At 72.7% G+C, this 17,878-nt stretch carries 18 protein-coding genes and 1 pseudogene; 5 read left to right on the forward strand and 14 right to left on the reverse strand.

Features of this window, described 5'->3' with window-relative positions; all coding sequences use genetic code 11:
- The 11 genes and pseudogenes from IO30_RS41530 to IO30_RS0139455 form a co-directional block, all read right to left on the reverse strand.
- Positions 1 to 205, reverse strand: a pseudogene (locus IO30_RS41530) (hypothetical protein); the annotation flags it as partial.
- A 215-nt stretch (positions 206 to 420) separates the two neighbouring features.
- Positions 421 to 1,770: a sulfate adenylyltransferase subunit 1 gene (locus IO30_RS0139415; RefSeq protein WP_031151451.1), complete on the reverse strand. Its 1,350-nt coding sequence runs from the start codon at positions 1,768 to 1,770 to the stop codon at positions 421 to 423.
- A 1-nt stretch (position 1,771) separates the two neighbouring features.
- Positions 1,772 to 2,725: a sulfate adenylyltransferase subunit CysD gene (gene cysD, locus IO30_RS0139420; protein ID WP_031151452.1), complete on the reverse strand. Its 954-nt coding sequence runs from the start codon at positions 2,723 to 2,725 to the stop codon at positions 1,772 to 1,774.
- Complete coding sequence (gene cysC / locus IO30_RS0139425) at positions 2,722 to 3,267, reverse strand: adenylyl-sulfate kinase (protein ID WP_031151454.1); 546 nt, start codon at positions 3,265 to 3,267, stop codon at positions 2,722 to 2,724. The genes cysD and cysC overlap by 4 nt, the downstream gene beginning before the upstream one ends.
- Before the next feature lie 35 nt (positions 3,268 to 3,302).
- Positions 3,303 to 4,010, reverse strand: coding sequence for a phosphoadenylyl-sulfate reductase (locus IO30_RS0139430; RefSeq protein WP_031151455.1), 708 nt, complete (start codon positions 4,008 to 4,010; stop codon positions 3,303 to 3,305).
- Positions 4,007 to 4,186, reverse strand: a complete 180-nt coding sequence (locus tag IO30_RS0139435) for a hypothetical protein (RefSeq protein WP_031151457.1) — start codon at positions 4,184 to 4,186, stop codon at positions 4,007 to 4,009. The genes IO30_RS0139430 and IO30_RS0139435 overlap by 4 nt, the downstream gene beginning before the upstream one ends.
- Positions 4,183 to 5,886, reverse strand: coding sequence for a nitrite/sulfite reductase (locus tag IO30_RS0139440; protein ID WP_031151458.1), 1,704 nt, complete (start codon positions 5,884 to 5,886; stop codon positions 4,183 to 4,185). Before IO30_RS0139440 ends, IO30_RS0139435 begins: the two co-directional genes overlap by 4 nt.
- Before the next feature lie 184 nt (positions 5,887 to 6,070).
- Positions 6,071 to 6,154 (reverse strand): putative leader peptide, encoded by an 84-nt coding sequence (locus IO30_RS47965; protein WP_323181889.1) that lies wholly within the window; start codon positions 6,152 to 6,154, stop codon positions 6,071 to 6,073.
- A gap of 269 nt (positions 6,155 to 6,423) precedes the next feature.
- Positions 6,424 to 6,987, reverse strand: coding sequence for a GNAT family N-acetyltransferase (locus IO30_RS0139445; protein ID WP_031151460.1), 564 nt, complete (start codon positions 6,985 to 6,987; stop codon positions 6,424 to 6,426).
- Positions 6,988 to 6,992: 5 nt separating this feature from the next.
- Complete coding sequence (locus IO30_RS0139450) at positions 6,993 to 8,255, reverse strand: GAF domain-containing protein (RefSeq protein WP_031151461.1); 1,263 nt, start codon at positions 8,253 to 8,255, stop codon at positions 6,993 to 6,995.
- A gap of 360 nt (positions 8,256 to 8,615) precedes the next feature.
- Entirely contained in the window at positions 8,616 to 10,271 is a 1,656-nt protein-coding gene (locus IO30_RS0139455; protein WP_031151463.1) for an acyl-CoA dehydrogenase family protein, read from the reverse strand.
- A 17-nt stretch (positions 10,272 to 10,288) separates the two neighbouring features.
- On the opposite strand from IO30_RS0139455, the gene IO30_RS0139460 reads away from it, so the two are divergent.
- Both IO30_RS0139460 and IO30_RS0139465 read left to right on the forward strand, forming a co-directional pair.
- Positions 10,289 to 11,404, forward strand: a complete 1,116-nt coding sequence (locus tag IO30_RS0139460; protein ID WP_051859509.1) for a YihY/virulence factor BrkB family protein — start codon at positions 10,289 to 10,291, stop codon at positions 11,402 to 11,404.
- A gap of 41 nt (positions 11,405 to 11,445) precedes the next feature.
- Entirely contained in the window at positions 11,446 to 12,180 is a 735-nt protein-coding gene (locus IO30_RS0139465; protein WP_031151466.1) for an AraC family transcriptional regulator, read from the forward strand.
- Here the strand turns inward: IO30_RS0139465 and IO30_RS0139470 are convergent.
- A complete protein-coding gene (locus tag IO30_RS0139470) occupies positions 12,111 to 12,512 on the reverse strand; it encodes a VOC family protein (protein ID WP_031151467.1) in 402 nt (133 codons plus the stop codon). The two genes, IO30_RS0139465 and IO30_RS0139470, sit on opposite strands and share 70 nt — an antisense overlap.
- 212 nt (positions 12,513 to 12,724) lie before the next feature.
- Between IO30_RS0139470 and IO30_RS42525 the strand changes: the two genes are divergently transcribed.
- From IO30_RS42525 to rsgA, 3 genes are all read left to right on the forward strand, one after another.
- Positions 12,725 to 13,360: a TetR/AcrR family transcriptional regulator gene (locus IO30_RS42525; protein ID WP_051859510.1), complete on the forward strand. Its 636-nt coding sequence runs from the start codon at positions 12,725 to 12,727 to the stop codon at positions 13,358 to 13,360.
- 77 nt (positions 13,361 to 13,437) lie between these two features.
- Positions 13,438 to 14,658: a cytochrome P450 gene (locus IO30_RS0139480; RefSeq protein WP_202205085.1), complete on the forward strand. Its 1,221-nt coding sequence runs from the start codon at positions 13,438 to 13,440 to the stop codon at positions 14,656 to 14,658.
- Positions 14,659 to 14,914: 256 nt separating this feature from the next.
- Positions 14,915 to 16,021 carry a ribosome small subunit-dependent GTPase A gene (rsgA, locus tag IO30_RS0139485; RefSeq protein WP_031151473.1) on the forward strand — a complete coding sequence of 369 codons (1,107 nt, stop codon included), beginning with the start codon at positions 14,915 to 14,917 and terminating at the stop codon, positions 16,019 to 16,021.
- A 226-nt stretch (positions 16,022 to 16,247) separates the two neighbouring features.
- On the opposite strand, the gene IO30_RS0139490 is transcribed toward rsgA, so the two are convergent.
- Together IO30_RS0139490 and IO30_RS0139495 are read right to left on the reverse strand one after the other, a co-directional pair.
- Positions 16,248 to 16,733, reverse strand: a complete 486-nt coding sequence (locus IO30_RS0139490) for a DUF456 domain-containing protein (RefSeq protein WP_031151475.1) — start codon at positions 16,731 to 16,733, stop codon at positions 16,248 to 16,250.
- 24 nt (positions 16,734 to 16,757) lie between these two features.
- On the reverse strand, positions 16,758 to 17,735 hold the full coding sequence (locus IO30_RS0139495) for a helix-turn-helix domain-containing protein (RefSeq protein WP_031151476.1): 978 nt from the start codon (positions 17,733 to 17,735) through the stop codon (positions 16,758 to 16,760).
- Positions 17,736 to 17,878: the final 143 nt, after the last annotated feature.

Here is a 17,878-nt window from a genome sequence, read left to right on the forward strand (position 1 = left end):
TGCGGACCTCGGACGCGGAGAGCTTCTGGCCGGAGTCGGCCACGTTGGCGGCCTTGTCCTTGGGGTCGTCCTTCTTGGCCTCGGAGCCGTAGCCGCAAGAGGCAAGCGCACCGATCAGCAGCGGCAGGGCGGCAGCGGCGACGACGCCGCGGCGCAGGCCGGTCCTACGGGAAAGCGGAGTACGGGTGGTACCGGTGGCAGGCACGGGAGGACTTCCTCTCGGAGCGCCGTGGGATCACGACGCGGGTCTTCGTCTACGGAGCGAGGGCGGGTACGGCTCGTGGGGGGTGTGGGCGCGCATGCGGTGCGCGTACGTCATCGCGCACATCGCGCCACCCCTCCCTGGCCGCTGCCGAGGTGACCGCTGCCTACGCGGCCGCCCTCCTTGGCGAAGGTGGAGTAGATGTCGGGAAGCATGGGCTAGAAGTCCCACCCTTCTTCATCCGCCTGGACGGTGGTCTCGGCGGTGGAGGCGAAGGACTCGCCCGCCATGCCCGCCGCCAGGGTGGTGCCGTCCGCCGGGTCGATCAGCAGGAAGGACCCGGTGCGGCGCGAGTCGGCGTACGCGTCGAGCGCGAGCGGCTCGGCGGTGCGGACGACCACGCGGCCGATGTCGTTGGCGACCAGCTGGCCCGGGTTCGGGTGCTGGGACAGGTCGTCCAGGGTCAGCCGCGAGGGGATCTCCTTGACGATCGCCTTGACCGTGCGCGTCGTGTGCTTGATCAGCACCCGGGCGCCGACGGCCAGCGGCTGGTCCGCCACGTGGCAGACCGTCGCCTCGACGTCCTGCGTGGTGGCCGGGGCGCTCGCGGTCGGCGCGATCAGGTCGCCGCGCGAGATGTCGATGTCGTCCGCCAGCCGCAGGGTCACCGACTGGGGGGCCCAGGCGATGTCCACGCTCTCGCCGAGCGCGTCGATGCCGACGACGGTGCTGGTGCGGCCCGAGGGCAGGACCGTCACGGCCTCGCCGACGCGCAGCACGCCGGAGGCGATCTGGCCCGCGTAACCGCGGTAGTCGGGGTGCTCGGCGGACTGCGGACGGATCACGTACTGCACCGGGAAGCGCGCCGGGCAGGCGGTGAGGTCGTGGCTGACCGGGACGGTCTCCAGGTGCTCCAGGACGGTGGGGCCGCCGTACCAGTCCATGTTCGCGGACGGCTCGACCACGTTGTCCCCGGCCAGGGCCGAGATCGGGATCGCGGTGATCTCCGGGACGCCCAGGTCCGAGGCGTACGCGGTGAACTCCTCGGCGATCGCGGCGAAGACGGTCTCCTCGTACCCGACGAGGTCCATCTTGTTGACGGCCAGGACCACGTGCGGGACGCGCAGCAGGGCCGCGACGGCCGCGTGGCGGCGGGTCTGCTCGATCACGCCGTTGCGGGCGTCGACCAGGACCACGGCCAGGTCGGCGGTGGAGGCGCCGGTGACCATGTTGCGGGTGTACTGCACGTGCCCCGGGGTGTCCGCGAGGATGAACCGGCGGCGTGCGGTGGCGAAGTAGCGGTACGCGACGTCGATGGTGATGCCCTGCTCGCGCTCGGCCCGCAGGCCGTCGGTGAGCAGCGCGAGGTCGGGCGCCTCCTGGCCGCGCTGGGCGGAGACGGCCTCGACGGCCTCCATCTGGTCGGTCAGGACCGACTTGGAGTCGTGCAGCAGGCGGCCCACCAGGGTGGACTTGCCGTCGTCGACGGATCCGGCGGTCGCGAAGCGCAGCAGCGTGGTCACGGAAGGGTCGGCCAGGCTGGCGAACTGATCGGTGGTGCTGGTCATCTTAGAAGTACCCTTCGCGCTTGCGGTCTTCCATCGCGGCCTCGGACATCTTGTCGTCGGCGCGGGTCGCGCCCCGCTCGGTGAGGCGGGAGACGGCGATCTCGGCGATCACGTCGTCCAGCGTGGCGGCGTCGGAGTCGACGGCGCCGGTGCAGGACATGTCGCCGACGGTGCGGTAGCGGATGAGGCGCTTCTCGGGCGTCTCGCCCTCCTTGGGGCCGCCCCACTCACCGGCGGTCAGCCACATGCCGTTGCGCTGGAAGACCTCGCGCTCGTGGGCGAAGTAGATGTCCGGGAGCTCGATGCCCTCGCGGGCGATGTACTGCCACACGTCCAGCTCGGTCCAGTTGGACAGCGGGAAGACGCGCACGTGCTCGCCGGGGGCGTGGCGGCCGTTGTACAGCTGCCACAGCTCGGGCCGCTGGCGGCGCGGGTCCCACTGCGAGAACTCGTCGCGCAGGCTGAACACCCGCTCCTTGGCGCGGGCCTTCTCCTCGTCGCGGCGGCCGCCGCCGAACACGGCGTCGAACTTCAGCTGCTGGATCGCCTCGGTCAGCGGGACCGTCTGCAGCGGGTTGCGGGTGCCGTCGGGACGCTCGCGCAGCTTGCCCGCGTCGATGTACTCCTGGACGGACGCCACGTGCAGCCGCAGACCGTGCTTCTCGACGGTGCGGTCGCGGTACTCCAGGACCTCGGGGAAGTTGTGGCCCGTGTCCACGTGCAGCAGGGTGAACGGCACCGGCGCCGGGGCGAACGCCTTCAGCGCCAGGTGCAGCATGACGATGGAGTCCTTGCCGCCGGAGAACAGGATCACCGGCTTCTCGAACTCGCCCGCCACCTCACGGAAGATGTGCACGGCCTCCGACTCGAGGGCGTCGAGGTGCGACAGCGCGTAGGGCGCGGCGCCGGAAGAATTGTTCGCAGCGTCGTGGACGTGTGCGACGGTCGTCGTCATGCCAGACCCCTCTCTGTGAGCAGCGCGTGCAGGGCCGAGGCCGACTCCTGCACGGACTGCGTGTGCGACTCGATACGCAGGTCCGGGGACTCCGGCGCCTCGTACGGGTCGTCGACCCCGGTCAGACCCGAGATCTCGCCCGCCGCCTGCTTGGCGTACAGGCCCTTCACGTCACGCTCCGAGCAGACCTCCACCGGGGTGGCCACGTGGACCTCCAGGTAGGAGGTGCCCTCGGCGGCGTGCCGCTTGCGGACGGCCTCACGGCTGTCCGCGAACGGCGCGATCACCGGTACGAGTGCCTTGACGCCGTTGCTCGCGAGGAGCTCGGCGACGAAGCCGATGCGCTGCACGTTGGTGTGCCGGTCCTCACGGGAGAAGCCCAGGCCGGCGGAGAGGAACTCGCGGATCTCGTCGCCGTCGAGGACCTCCACGCGGTGGCCCTCGGCGCGCAGCCGCTCGGCCAGCGCGTAGGCGATGGTGGTCTTGCCCGCGCTCGGCAGCCCGGTCAGCCACACGGTGGCGCCCTGGTCGCGCACGCTCATCTGCTTCTTCTCCGTCGGTTCTGTGTGGTCCGTCATCAGCCGTGCAGTCCGCACTCGGTCTTGCCGCGCCCGGCCCAGCGTCCGGCCCGGGCGTCCTCGCCCTCCGCGACCCGGCGGGTGCAGGGCGCGCAGCCGACGGAGGCGTAACCGTCCATCAGCAGGGGGTTGGTGAGCACGCCGTGCTCGGCGACGTAGGCGTCCACGTCGTCCTGGGTCCACCGGGCGATCGGCGAGACCTTGACCTTCTGCCGCTTCTCGTCCCAGCCGACCACCGGGGTGTTCGCCCGGGTCGGGGACTCGTCGCGGCGCAGGCCCGTCGCCCACGCCTCGTACGCGGTCAGGCCCTCTTCCAGCGGCTTGACCTTGCGCAGTGCGCAGCACAGGTCGGGGTCCCGGTCGTGCAGCTTCGGGCCGTACTCGGCGTCCTGCTCGGCGACGCTCTGGCGCGGGGTGAGCGTGATGACCTTGACGTCCATCACGGCCTCGACCGCGTCACGGGTGCCGATGGTCTCCTCGAAGTGGTAGCCCGTGTCGAGGAAGACCACGTCCACTCCGGGGCGGACCCGGGACGCCAGGTGGGCGACGACCGCGTCCTCCATGGAGGAGGTCACGGCGAACTTCCCGCCGAAGGTGTCGGCGGCCCAGCGCAGGATCTCCAGCGCGGAGGCGTCCTCCAGGTCCCGGCCCGCCTGCTCGGCCAGTTCCTTCAGGTTCTTCGTCCCGGTTTCCTGAACGGTCGTCATATCTCGTCCCCTCCAGTGGCGTTGCCCTGAACACCCCGGGACAGCAGCCCGAGGTACTTCAGCTGGAAGGCCCGGTTGCAGGCCCGGCATTCCCAGGCTCCGTGACCGGTCTCGTTGGGAAACAGGTCCTCGTCGCCGCAGTACGGGCAGTAGAACGGTGCGGCGCGCTCGCTCATGACAGGCTCTTCTCGTCCGCGCGGGCGACCCAGGCCGCGAACCGCTCGCCGTCCTCGCGCTGCTCCTCGTAGCTCTTGACGACCCGCTCGACGTAGTCGGGCAGGCCCTCCGAGGTGACCTTGAGGCCGCGGACCTTGCGGCCGAAGCCGGCTTCCAGGCCGAGGGCGCCGCCCAGGTGGACCTGGTAGCCCTCCACCTGGTTGCCGTCGTCGTCCAGGACCAGCTGGCCCTTGAGACCGATGTCCGCCACCTGGATACGGGCGCAGGCGTTCGGGCAGCCGTTGATGTTGATGGTGAGCGGCTCGGCGAAGTCCGGCAGGCGGCGCTCCAGCTCGTCGATCAGCGAGGCGCCGCGCGCCTTGGTCTCGACGATGGCCAGCTTGCAGAACTCGATGCCGGTGCAGGCCATCGTGCCGCGGCGGAAGGGGGACGGCTTGACCCGCAGGTCCAGCGCCTCCAGGGCCTCGACCACCGAGTCGACCCGGTCGGCCTCGATGTCGAGGACGACCATCTTCTGCTCGGCGGTGGTGCGCAGGCGGCCGGAGCCGTGCTGCTCGGCCACATCCGCGATCTTGGTGAGGGTGGCGCCGTCGACGCGGCCGACGCGCGGCGCGAAGCCGACGTAGAACCGGCCGTCCTGCTGCTGGTGGACGCCCACGTGGTCGCGCCACTGGCCGGAGGGCTGCTCGGGCGCGGGTCCGTCCGTCAGCTTGCGCTTCAGGTACTCGTCCTCCAGGACCTGGCGGAACTTGACCGGGCCCCAGTCGGCGACGAGGAACTTCAGCCGGGCGCGGTTGCGCAGGCGGCGGTAGCCGTAGTCGCGGAAGATCGAGATGACGCCCTCGTAGACGTCCGGGACCTCGTCCAGCGAGACCCAGGTGCCCAGGCGCACGCCGAGCTTGGGGTTGGTGGAGAGACCGCCGCCGACCCAGACGTCGAAGCCGGGGCCGTGCTCGGGGTGGTTCACGCCGACGAAGGCGATGTCGTTGATCTCGTGCGCCACGTCGAGCAGCGGCGAGCCGGAGATCGCGGACTTGAACTTGCGCGGCAGGTTGGAGAAGTCCTTGTTGCCGACGATGCGGCGGTAGATCTCGTCGATGGCCGGGGTGCCGTCGATGATCTCGTCCTGGGCGATGCCGGCCACGGGCGAACCGAGGATGACGCGGGGCGTGTCACCGCAGGCCTCGGTGGTGGAGAGGCCGACGGCCTCCAGGCGGCGCCAGATCTCCGGGACGTCCTCGATCCGGATCCAGTGGTACTGCACGTTCTGGCGGTCGGTGAGGTCGGCCGTGCCGCGCGCGAACTCCTCGGAGATCTCGCCGATGACGCGCAGCTGCTCGGTGGTCAGGCGGCCGCCGTCGATGCGCACGCGCAGCATGAAGTACTTGTCGTCCAGCTCCTCCGGCTCCAGGATCGCGGTCTTGCCGCCGTCGATCCCGGGCTTGCGCTGGGTGTAGAGGCCCCACCAGCGCATGCGTCCGCGCAGGTCGTTGGGGTCGATCGAGTCGAAGCCGGCCTTGGAGTAGATCGTCTCAATGCGCGTCCGCACGTTGAGACCGTCGTCGTCCTTCTTGAACTGCTCGTTGCCGTTGAGGGGCGTGTGGTGTCCGACGGCCCACTGGCCCTCACCGCGGTGACGGCCGGTCTTGCGGCGCGCGGCTGCGGGGGCGGCTGCGGGCGTTTCGGGGGTGGCGGCCATGACGGTACGTCCTTCTTCAACGGCTCAAGGCAGGGGCAGGGGGAGTGGCGGCGTGACCCCTGGATGCTGCGGTGACCTGCGACGGTGCAGGCGGATGTGGCTGAGCGCCGCCGTTCTGCCGGTGGGCACGGCGGTGTTCTGCCTCAGGGGGCTCTGGGGGTGTCTACGGCTGTGGCTGGTTCCGTCAGCAGGCCGGACACATGGCGCTGGACATGCGGCCGAGGTCGACGTGCCGCCGACTCACCAAGGCAATTCCAGCTCCATTCATGGCGGAAGCGTGTCATGTGCCGATTGGAGGAGTCCACTACTGTCCATAATGCGGACGAACTCGTCCCGGATCGTGGGACAAAGTGACGGCCGTCACGCGTTTTGCGCCGCCTCGCGGCTTCCGTCCCCCCGCCCGCGGCCCCCACCGGGTCCACGGGCCGCGGAGGCACCAGGGGCGGCCGGGGCGGGGGAGACGCGGGGGGAGGTGCGGCGGCGGGGACGGCCGGGAGCTCAGGGGAGCTCAGGGGAAGGCGGAGGGGGCGGGTGGCCTCACGCGCCCGGCCACGGGCCGGGGGTCGGGGCCTCCTCCTTCTCCTCGGTCTCCGTGCGGAAGAGCTTGAAGCCGCGCCGCAGGTAGTTGTCCATCGCCGTCGGCCCGTCCAGGCTGCACGTGTGGAGCCAGACGCGCCGCGTCGGCTCGCGGTCCGGCCAGCGCTCCGCCAGGGACCAGGCGCGCTCGATGCCCACCGTCAGCAGGTGACCGCCGATGCGCCGGCCCCGGAAGTCGGGCAGCAGGCCGAAGTACATGATCTCCACCACACCGTCCGGCTGCGGGTCGAACTCCACGTACCCCGCCGGGGTGCCGCGGTCGTAGGCGACCCAGGTCTCCACGCCCGGCCGGTCCAGCTGCTCCACCCACTGCGCGCGGGTCAGCGACAGCCGGTCCGTCCAGTGGATGTCGCCGCCGACCGAGGCGTACAGGAAGCGGCTGAACTCGGGGGACGGGACCTCGGCGCGGGCGACCGTGATCTCCGGCCCCGGGACGGCCGACGGGACGAGGTCCGACGCGGAGGTCATTTCCAGGGACCAGGTGGTGAGGGTGATGGTGCTCATGCACGTCAGGGAACCATGCCGGGCCCCCGGTGGCCCAGGCGGGCCCTGACCACCGCCGGGGCGGTGGAGTGCGGCAGCAGCACGGAGCCGTCCTGCGGACGGATCAGCTCCACCTCGACGTCCTGCGCGAAGCGGTACGGCCGGTGGGTCAGCACGCCCGCGAGGTGGCGCCGTACCCGGGACAGCTCCGCGCGGACCGTCACCGTCCGGGTCGGGTCGCCGAACAGCTCCGCCGACAGCTCGGCCGCGGAGCGCCCCCGGGGGCTCTCCGCCAGCAGGAACAGCAGCTCCGCGTGGCGCGGGCTCAGCTCCTGCGACCAGCTTCCGGCGGCCCCGTACACGGTCACCGACCAGGAACCGGCCCGGCTGAGGTCCAGGACCACCCGGGTCACCGCGGCGTCCGTACGGTCCTGCGCGACCCGCAGCAGCCAGCCGCCGGGCAGCGGTTCCACCGTGCAGTCCCCGAGCTGCGGCACCCACATCCGGCCGGGCCCGAACCCCTTCGGAAGCGGTACGCGGTCCGTCGGGGCCAGCCCCGTCACCGCGGCCGTCCAGCCGTTGGGGTCCACGGCCAGGGCCCGCCCCGGCAGCCGGGCCAGCAGCGGGGACGCCACCGTGCGCAGCCGCTCCAGCGACTCCAGGTGCCGCACCCGCAGCTCCCGCTCCGCGAGCCGGGCCACCGAGCTCACCCAGGCCAGCGTCGCCGGGTGCATGGTGGCCAGCGGCCCGCTCACGTCGATCACGCCCAGCAGCCGGCCGTCCCGCGGGTCCCGTACGGGCGCCCCCGCGCAGGTCCAGTCGTGGTGGCTGGAGACGAAGTGCTCCGCCGAGAACACCTGCACGGGACGCTGCGTCACCAGGGCCGTGCCCACCCCGTTCGTGCCGACCACCGCCTCGTCCCAGTCGGCCCCCACCGTGAAACCGAGCCGGTCCGCCTTGCGCAGGATGGAACGGTGGCCCTCCCGCCACAACAGCCGCCCCTCCGCGTCGGCGACGACCATGATGTGCAGGGCCTCGTCCAGGGCCGGCAGCAGGCTCTCCCGCAGCAGCGGCAGCAGCTCCCGCAGCGGTGACACGTGCCGTCGCTCCTCGGTCTCGGCCGCCGACAGCGTCCGCGAGCGCGCGTCCCGGTCCGGGTGCACCCCGCCGGCCAGCATCCGGCGCCAGGACGCGGCGATCTCCGGACGCGGGGCGGCCGGCGGCCGGTCCCCGGCCAGAGCGGCCGCCCGCACCCCCTTGAGCAGACGCATCGCATCCCGCGCGTCCATGGCCGAGATGCGTGCCACATCGACCGTGCTGCCTGCGGTGTCGGCCACCGGAACCTCCCCGTGCGAACAGGACGTACGACCGGCGCCGCCCGCACGGTCCCGGGGGCACCGTTTCCCCCGGCGCCCCCGGCGGGCACCCGCCGACTCAAAGGGTGCAACGTCATGCAACTCTCGCCAAGTCCCGGTCGTCCGACCGAAACTGTCCGGACGCCGCACTGCGGCGTGGCAGCTCCTCCTCGGGGCTTCTCGGACCAGGGGTGGTGCCGAGTCGGCGCGGCGCCACCTCTGCTCCAGGTCAACGGGCCCGGATCCCGGCCCGGAGCGGTTTGGGGACCGCCCGGGCGAGCAGCCGGACAGTGCCTAGGGGGCGTCCGGACCCGCGATCCGGGCCCGTTCGACGATCGCCTTCAGGCCCAGGCTGTGCGGCAGTGTGCCGAAGGCCGCACCCCAGTCACCGCCCAGCCGGGAGGCGCAGAAGGCGTCCGCCACCTCACTCGGGGCCCACCGCACCAGCAGCGACCCCTGGAGCACCAGCGTCATGCGTTCCACCACGCGGCGCGCCCGGGCCTCGATCCCCTCCAGGTCGGCGAGCTCGGTGAGCAGGTCCTTGATGGCCGAATCCAGCCGGTGGTCGGCGCCCCGCGCCTGGCCCACTTCCTGGAGGAACGCGCCCAGTGCCTGCGGTTCGCGTTGCAGGGCACGCAGTACGTCCAGCGCCTGCACATTGCCCGAGCCCTCCCAGATGGAGTTCAGCGGGGATTCGCGCAGCAGTCTCGGCAGGCCGGACTCCTCTACGTAGCCGTTGCCGCCCAGACATTCCAGGGCCTCGGCCACCATCGGCGTACAGCGTTTGGTCACCCAGTACTTGGCGGCGGGCACGGCCAGGCGCAGGAAGGCCTTCTCCTGCTCGGTCCCGGAGTCCTGGGCCGCCGCCAGGCGCAGGGCCAGCGTGGTGGCCGCTTCCGACTCCAGGGCCAGGTCGGCGAGCACGTTGCGCATCAGCGGCTGGTCTATGAGCAGTGATCCGAAAGCGGAGCGGTGCTCTGCGTGGTGGACGGCCTGCGTCAGCGCCTGCCGCATCAGCGAGGCCGACCCGATCACGCAGTCCACCCGGGTCGCGGCGACCATCTCGATGATGGTCCGCACCCCGCGGCCCTCCTCGCCCACCCGCCGCGCCCAGGTCCGGTCGAACTCCACCTCGCTGGAGGCGTTCGACCGGTTGCCCAGCTTGTCCTTCAGCCGCTGGATCGCGAACACGTTGCGCGTACCGTCCGGCAGCACCCGCGGGACCAGGAAGCAGGTCAGCCCTCCCGGAGCCTGCGCCAGCACCAGGAACCCGTCCGACATCGGAGCCGAGCAGAACCACTTGTGCCCGGTCAGCAGGTACTCGCCCGACGCGTCCAGCGGCTGCGCGGCCGTCGTGTTCGCCCGTACGTCGCTGCCGCCCTGCTTCTCCGTCATCCCCATGCCGAAGAGCACCCCGCCCTTCTGCGCGGCCGGCCGCAGCCCCTCCTCGTACACGTGCGAGGTCAGCCGCGGCTCCCACTCGGCGGCCAGCTCCGGATCGGTGCGCAGCGCCGGCACCGCGGCGTGCGTCATCGACACCGGGCAGCCGTGCCCCGCCTCGACCTGCGACCACACGAAGAACCCGGCGGCCCGGCGCAGGTGCCCGGCCGGACGCCCCCAGGCGTCGGTGAGCCCGCTGGTCACCGCGTGACCCAGCAGACGGTGCCAGGCCGGGTGGAAGTCCACCTCGTCGACCCGGTTGCCGTACCGGTCGTGCGTCCGGAGTTTGGGCGGACACTCGTTCGCCTGCGTCCCCCATTCCTGGGCCTGCGCGGAACCCGCGGCCCGCCCGAGGACGGTGAGTTCCTCCCGCACCTCGGCCCGGAGCCCGGGCTCCGCCGGGGCGAGATGCCGCTCGACGCCCTCGCTGAGGGCCCGGTCGCCGCCGTAGACGTCGTGCCCCACGAGGGGCGGGGCCTGGTTGGTGACTGTGTGGGTGGTGGCTGCCATGCGGATACCGTAAGGACGTGCAGCCAGCAAAAGAAACACCCGAGCGGATCCCAGGACGGCTCCATCGGGCCCGCGCCCTCTACCGCAACGTATCGAAGCGCAAGATGGCCTGGCTGCTGCTGAAAGACACCGTCAATTCCTGCATCGAGTACCGCATCCTCGGGCTCGCCGCCGAGGCGGCGTTCTTCACGCTGCTCTCGCTGCCGCCGCTCTTCCTCGGCCTGCTCGGCCTGCTGGGCTACGTGGACAACTGGACCGACACCACCACCGTGGCCAGCATCGAGGAGAACCTCCTGGGGGCCGTCGGCACGGTCCTCTCCGACCGGGGCGTCAACGACATCGCCAAACCCCTGCTCGACGACGTCACCAGCCGCGGCCGCCCGGACCTGATCTCCCTCGGCTTCGCCTTCGCCCTGTGGTCGGGGTCCCGGGCGGTGAACGTCTTCATCGACACCATCACCGTGATGTACGGGCTCGACGGGCACCGCGGCATCGTCAAGACCCGGCTGCTCGCCTTCCTGCTGTACGTGATCGCCCTGCTGATCGGCGCCATCGTGCTGCCGCTGATGGTGGTCGGACCGGATGCGGTGGTGCGGCTCGTGCCCTGGGGCACGGAGGTCATCGCGGTCCTCTACTGGCCGACCGTGACCCTGCTGTCCATCGCCTTCCTGACGACGCTCTACCACGTGTCCGTCCCCGTGCGCTCGCCGTGGATCGAGGACGTGCCCGGCGCGCTGGTGGCCCTCGCGATGTGGGTGCTGGGCTCGTTCCTGCTCCGGATCTACCTGACCAACACCGTGGAGGGGCCGACGATCTACGGCTCGCTGGCCGCCCCGGTGGCCGTCCTGCTGTGGATCGGCATCTCGGCCTTCGCGGTCCTCGTCGGCGCGGCCGTCAACGCCGCGATCGACCGCGTCTGGCCCTCCGTGGCCACGGCCTCGGCCCGCGAGGCCAACGAACGGGCCCGCGAGGCGGAGGCCGCCCAGCTGATCGCCCGGGCCGCGGCCTGGCGGGCGATGGCGGAAGGCGAGTCCGAGGACGACGAGGACGACGGCATGCCGTCGGAGTTCCCGGAGCGCTGGTCCAAATTCCTGCCGCCGGAGGACTACTCCTCGCGGCTGCGCAAGCACTGACCGCCCCGGACCCGCCCTGGGAGGCGGCCTAGGGTGGAGGGATGTACGAGGAGAGGCCGTCGTCCGCCGTACCGGGAGCCGTGCTGTGGCGCGCCGGGGGCGGGGGCGGGGTCGTCCTGCCCGACGGGTGCATGGACCTGCTGTGGGTCGAGGGGCGGCTGCTGGTGGCCGGCCCCGACACCGGGCCGCATCCCGCCGGGGAGGTCCCGGGCGGCGCCTTCGCGGGGATCCGGCTGGCGCCCGGCACCGCACCCGCACTGCTCGGCGTACCGGCCCGCGTGCTGCGGGACCGGCGCGTGGAGCTGACCGACCTGTGGCCGGCCCGGGAGGTGCGCGGCCTCGCCGGACGCGTGGCCCGGTACGCGGACCCGGCCGCCGGGCTGGAGGCGCTCGTCGCCCGCCGCGCCGACGCCGCCGGGCCGCCGGACCCGCTGGTCGCCGAGGTCGTGGCCCGGCTCCGGGCGGGGGACCCGGTGGCCGGGATCGCCGCGGCGGTCGGCCTCGGCGAGCGCCGGCTGCACCGCCGCTCGCTGGACGCCTTCGGGTACGGGGCCAAGACCCTCGGCCGGATCCTGCGGCTGCGTCGCGCCCTCGGGCTGGCCCGGTCCGGGATGCCGTACGCCGAGGTGGCCTGCGCCGCCGGGTACGCCGACCAGGCGCACCTGGCCCGCGAGGTCCGCGCCCTGGCCGGGACCACGCTGGGGGCCTACGCGGCGGGGTCCGCCGGGGCGAACAGCGAGACCTCGCAGCCGTCCGGGTCGAGGATCACGGCGTAGCGCTGGCCCCAGAAGGCGTCCCAGGGCTTCAGGTGCCCGGGGTACCCGGCGCCGGTCAGCTCGGCGTACAGCGCGTCGACCTCGGCGGGGGAGTCGCACAGGAAGGCCAGCCCGAGGCGGCCGTCGCCGGTGGGCGGGGTGAAGGACGGGTCGAAGGAGCGGATGGTCTCCTCGGTGTCCCAGGCGACCCGCAGTCCGCCGGGCAGGACGGCCTCCACGTGCGGCTGGTCGTCGGCCCCGGCCGGGACGTCCAGCCCGAGGCGGCGGTAGAAGGCGAGGGAGGCGGCCATGTCGGAGACGACCAGGCCGATCACGTCGAGTCGTGGAGTCATGGGAACAGGCTAGGCACGCCGGAACGCCGGGGTCTTGAACGAAACGGACACGGGCGACGCGGCGGACGGGGGCGCAGGACGGGGGCGCCGGACCCCCGTGACGGACGCGGTCGGCGGGACGCGCCCGAACGATCCCGTGCACGGGGATTGACGGATCGTCAGGCCGGGGCGCAGGTTATATCGGGTAGCCGATATAACTCCCGGAGCCCGCCATGACCTCCCCGCACCACGGGCCGCAGCCGCAGCCCCCCGCGCCTGGGCGTCAGGAGCGGCGCAAGTCGCAGACCCGTACCCGGCTCATCGACGCGGCCGCCGAACTCTTCGCCCGCAAGGGCTTCCACGCCGTCTCCGCGGAGGCGGTGGCCGAGGCGGCCGGCCGCACCACCGGGGCGCTCTACAGCCACTTCGGGGGCAAGGAGGGCCTGCTGCTGGCACTCCTGGAGGTCTGGAAGGAGCGCACCGCAGAAGAGCTCGCCGCCGAGATCGCCGGCAGCGCGGATCCGGCCGTGCACTTCTCCGCGATGTGGGGCAGCCTCACCCGCCCGCACCCCGACCGCGGGGACTCCTGGCTGCTGCTGGAGGCGGAGCTGTGGCTGCACGCCGCCCGGGGCCCGCGCGCCGGCGGTCTGCTCGCCCAGCGCTACGCCGAGATCCGCGCCCAGCTCGGCGAGGGCCTCGCCGACTGGGCCGAGGCCACCGGCACCCCGCTCGCCCGCCCGCCGGAGGAGACAGGGGCCCTGGTCCTGGGCGTGCTGCTCGGGCTGGCCATGCAGCACCGCCTCGACCCGCGGGGCATCCCCGACACCCTCGTCGTGGAAGCGCTCGGCGCATTCCTGAACCCCTCCTGAGCCCTCTGAGCCCCTCCGAACCACCTGAATCACCTGAACCACCCCTGGAACGACCGTCCGACGAAGGGAAGTGGACCGTGATCCCCACCGGTGAAGTGGACCTGCTGGAGGACACCTGGGCCCGTGGGGTCCCGCACGAGCAGTTCGCCCGGCTGCGCCGGGAGGACCCGGTCCACTGGCACGAGGTCCCGGGCGGCCACGAGGGTTTCTACGCCGTCACCCGCCACGCGGACGTCAAGGCGGTCAGCCGCGACGCGGAGCTCTGGTCCACCGAGCTGGGCTCCTTCATGGTCCGCGACCAGAGCCCCGAGTCCCTGGAGACCCTCAGGCTGGTCCTGCTCGGCATGGACGCCCCGCGCCACTCCCGCTACCGGGCCCTGGTCAGCGCGGGCTTCACCCCCAGGGTGGTGCGCAGGCTGGCCGCCCGGATCGGAGAGCGGGCGAAGGCCCTGGTGGACACGGCGGTCGTCCCCGGCCGGGACATGGACTTCGTCTCCGAGGTGGCGGCCTGGCTGCCCATCCAGACGATCTGCGAGATGGTCGGCGTACCGCAGGGCGACGAGCCGCTGATCTTCGACTGGAGCAACAGGATGGCCGGAGGCCAGGACCCGGAGCTCTCGGCGGGCCGGCACGACAGCGACCTGGCGGCCGCCGAGATATACGCCTACTGCGACGCGCTGGCGGCCGAGCGGCGGCTGCACCCGCGGGAGGACATCCTCTCCACCCTGGTCCACGCGGAGGTGGAGGGGGACCGGCTCACCCAGCACGAGATCAACATGTTCTTCGTGCTGCTGTGCGTCGCGGGCAACGAGACCACCCGCAACCTGCTGTCCGCCACCGTGCTCGCCCTGGCCGAGCACCCCGCCGCCCGCGCCGAACTGGCCGCGGCCCCGCACGACGAGCCGCTGTGGACCTCGGCCACCGAGGAGTTCCTGCGCTGGGGCGGCTCCATCCACAACTTCCGGCGCACCGCGACGCGCGACACCGTCCTGCGCGGCCGCCCGATCGCCGCGGGCCAGAAGGTCGTCACCTTCTACACGTCGGCCAACCGCGACGAGGACGTGTTCGCCGACCCCTTCACCTTCGACATCCGCCGCACCCCCAACGAGCACCTCGCCTTCGGCGGCGGGGGCCCGCACTTCTGCCTGGGCGCGGGCCTGGCCCGTACCCAGATCAAGGCGCTGATCCGCGAACTGCTGCTCCGCCACCCCGGTTTCGGCGTCACCGGCGAGGTCCGCAGGCTGCGCTCGGACTTCATCAACGGCATCAAGCACCTGCCCGTCCACTTCGACGCGTAGGCCCGCCCGAAAAAGAAGTGGCCCCCACGGGAGGAGGCTTGTTACGGTGGATCCGTTCCCGCCGACCGGTGGGGGACCGTCGGTACGTGCATGACCCGGAGGTGAGTTCATTGATGTCTGTCGTCGCGCAGGGCGCTGCCCGCACTCAGAAGACCATCGATGTCACTTCTGTGGTCTCCGGCTGACCTCATACTCCTCCGCGCGCCGCTGAGCCGGCGCGGGAACACGGCCGGGGCCACCCTGTGAAGGGTTCCCCTTGTCTTTCTCCGCTTTCCCGCAGACCTCCTCCTCCCACACCCTCGCCCCCTTCGGCTGGGACGGCGCATGGGCGGCCGAGTTCACCCCGTACGCCGAGCAGGGCCTCCTGCCCGGCCGGGTCGTACGCGTCGACCGCGGCCAGTGCGACCTCATGACCGAGGACGGCATCGTCCGCGCCGACACCGCCTTCGTCACCCCGCACGACCCGCTCCGGGTCATCTGCACCGGCGACTGGGCGGCCGTCGAGGCGGCCGGCAGCCCCCGCTACGTCAAGGCGTACCTGCCGCGCCGGACCGCCTTCGTACGGTCCACCTCCTCGCAGCGGTCCGAGGGGCAGATCCTCGCCGCCAACGTCGACCACGCGATCATCGCCGTCTCCCTCGCCGTCGAACTGGACCTGGGCCGCATCGAGCGCTTCCTGGCCCTGGCGTGGGAGTCGGGGGCGCAGCCGCTGGTCGTCCTCACCAAGGCGGACCTGGTCCCGGACCCGGCGGTGCTCGCCCACCTCGTCCAGGACGTCGAGCACACCGCGCCCGGCGTCCAGGTCCTCACCGTCTCCTCCCGCACCGGGGAGGGCACCGACGTCCTCGCCGCAGTCGTCGGGGACGGCACCAGCGTGCTGCTCGGCATCTCGGGCGCGGGCAAGTCCACGCTGGCCAACGCGCTGCTCGGTGCCGAGGTCATGGAGGTCCAGGAGGCCCGCGAGGTCGACGGCAAGGGCCGCCACACCACGACCACGCGCAACCTGCTCGCCCTGCCGGGCGGCGGCGTCCTGATCGACACGCCCGGGCTCCGGGGGGTCGGCCTCTGGGATGCCGAGGCCGGGGTGGGCCAGGTGTTCTCGGAGATCGAGGAGTACGCGGCGCAGTGCCGCTTCCACGACTGCGCGCACGAGGCGGAGCCGGGCTGCGCGGTGCTGGCCGCCGTGGACTCGGGCGAGCTGGCCGAACGCCGCCTGGAGAGCTACCGCAAGCTGCTGCGGGAGAACCAGCGCATCGTGGCCAAGACGGACGCGCGGCTGCGCGCCGAGATCCGCCGGGACTGGCGCATGAAGTCGGCGGAGGGCCGGGCCAACTACGCGGCGAAGCGCACCGGCCGCGCCTGACCCCGACGGTGAGCCCGGTCGGCGGCCGGGCTCACCGGACCACCCTGCCCCTGCGGCACGTCGTCCCGCCGGCCCGGTCCCGTACGGGCCCGGGCCGGCGGACCATGCGTCCGGGCCCAGGCGTCGGCGCGTTCCGGGTGGATGCGGATCTCACTTCCGGTCCGGAGCGGGACCCGGCGTGCGCGGGCCCGCCTCCAGCGCCGCCCCCAGACCCCCGCCGCCCCCCTCAGACCCCCGCCGCCACCGCGCCCAGCCATGCGCCCACGACCAGCAGGCACGCGAACAGCTCCACCAGCACGCTCGTCCCCACCGCCCGCATCACCGCCCGTACCGAGGCCCAGGCCTCGCCGTGGGTGCCGAGGCGGTGGCGTTCGCACAGGTAGATGCCGCCCACGAAGCCGGGGACCGCACCCAGGACCGGGACCAGGACGAAGCCGAGGACCGCACCGGTCCCCGCGCACACCGCCATCCGGGGCGTGACCGCCACGCCCCGCAGCTGCCGGGGCGGCAGCAGCCACTTCACGACCTGCACCACCAGCAGCAGGGCCGTCGCCGCGACCAGCAACGACCAGGCGGTCGCCGACCGTTCGTGCAGCGCCCACCACATCAGCCCCGCCCACACCAGCCAGGTGCCCGGTGCACCAGGTACCAGCACCCCCAGGGTCCCGAGCAGCAGCACCAGCCCCACCAGGAACTGCTGAGGCCCGTCCATCTGCTCAGCCTGACCGACCAGGGGCTATCGGGCCACCCAGCCCCTCTCGTACGCGTGCCAGCCCAGCTGCAGCCGCGTCGTGACCCCCGACAGCTCCATCAGGCCCTTGACCCGCCGCTGCACCGTCCGCAGCCCCAGCTCCAGGTGCTTGGCCACGCTCGCGTCGGTCATGCCCGCCAGCAGCAGCGACAGGATCTCCAGGTCCGTGGCGTCCGGGCTGCCCCCCGACTCCTCCGCGGAACCCGTCGAGCCCAGCCGCAGCGGCAGGGACTCCCGCCACACCGCCTCGAACAGGCCCATCAGGGACTCCAGCAGCCCCGAGGCGTGCACCACCAGCGCCGCCGGCTCCGCACCGCGCGCCGTCAGCGGCACCATGGCCAGGGTCCGGTCCGCGATGACCAGCTTCGTCGGGACGTGGGCCGTCACCCGGACCTGCTCGCCGCGCGCCAGGGCCGTCGACGCCTCCCGGATGCCGCTCGGCAGCGTCAGCACCTCCCGCTCGATCACCACCCGGTACTCGACGCCCCGCACCGAGGCCCGCTCCTCGGCCTCGTTGTCGGTGCCCGTCACCACCTGCGGCCGCCCCGTCACCAGTGCGCACACCTCCTCCGCCGCCCCCAGCTGGAGCTGGTGGAAGCGGTGCGCCACCGCACTCGCGCCCTGCACCACCTCCACCAGGTCGTGCACCGCAGGCTCGGCCGCCTCCGCCCGGTACTCCTGCGCCAGCAGGGCGGCCGCCAGCTCCGCCTGCTCCAGCTCGTGCCGCTGCTGGGTGAGCAGTGCGCCGAGGGCGACCCCCGGCGGAGCCGCCACCCAGCGTCCCGGCCGGGCCGAGGACTGCGCCGCGAGCCCCTGCCGCTCCAGGTGCCGAAGCGCCCGTTCGGTCTGCGGCACCGGCAGCGTCAGCCGGTGGGCGAGGTCCGGCACCTCCGCCGCCCCCAGCGCCACCAGCGCGCGGTACGCGCCCTCCTGGCCCTCGTCGAGACCAATCGCACCCAGCAACCCGTCCACCCCCACTCCCGGCCGTCCCGCCCACCACCATCTGGCGGGAAGCGGCCACGGCGCAAACCCGCCGCGGACATCATCGCCGCACCACCCGCCGCTCTGCCAAGGTCATGCCACCGCAGCACCAACATCCGCTGGCC

The sequence above is a fragment of the Streptomyces xanthophaeus genome (assembly GCF_000725805.1).
In the GTDB taxonomy this organism is placed as follows: Bacteria; Actinomycetota; Actinomycetes; order Streptomycetales; family Streptomycetaceae; genus Streptomyces; species Streptomyces xanthophaeus.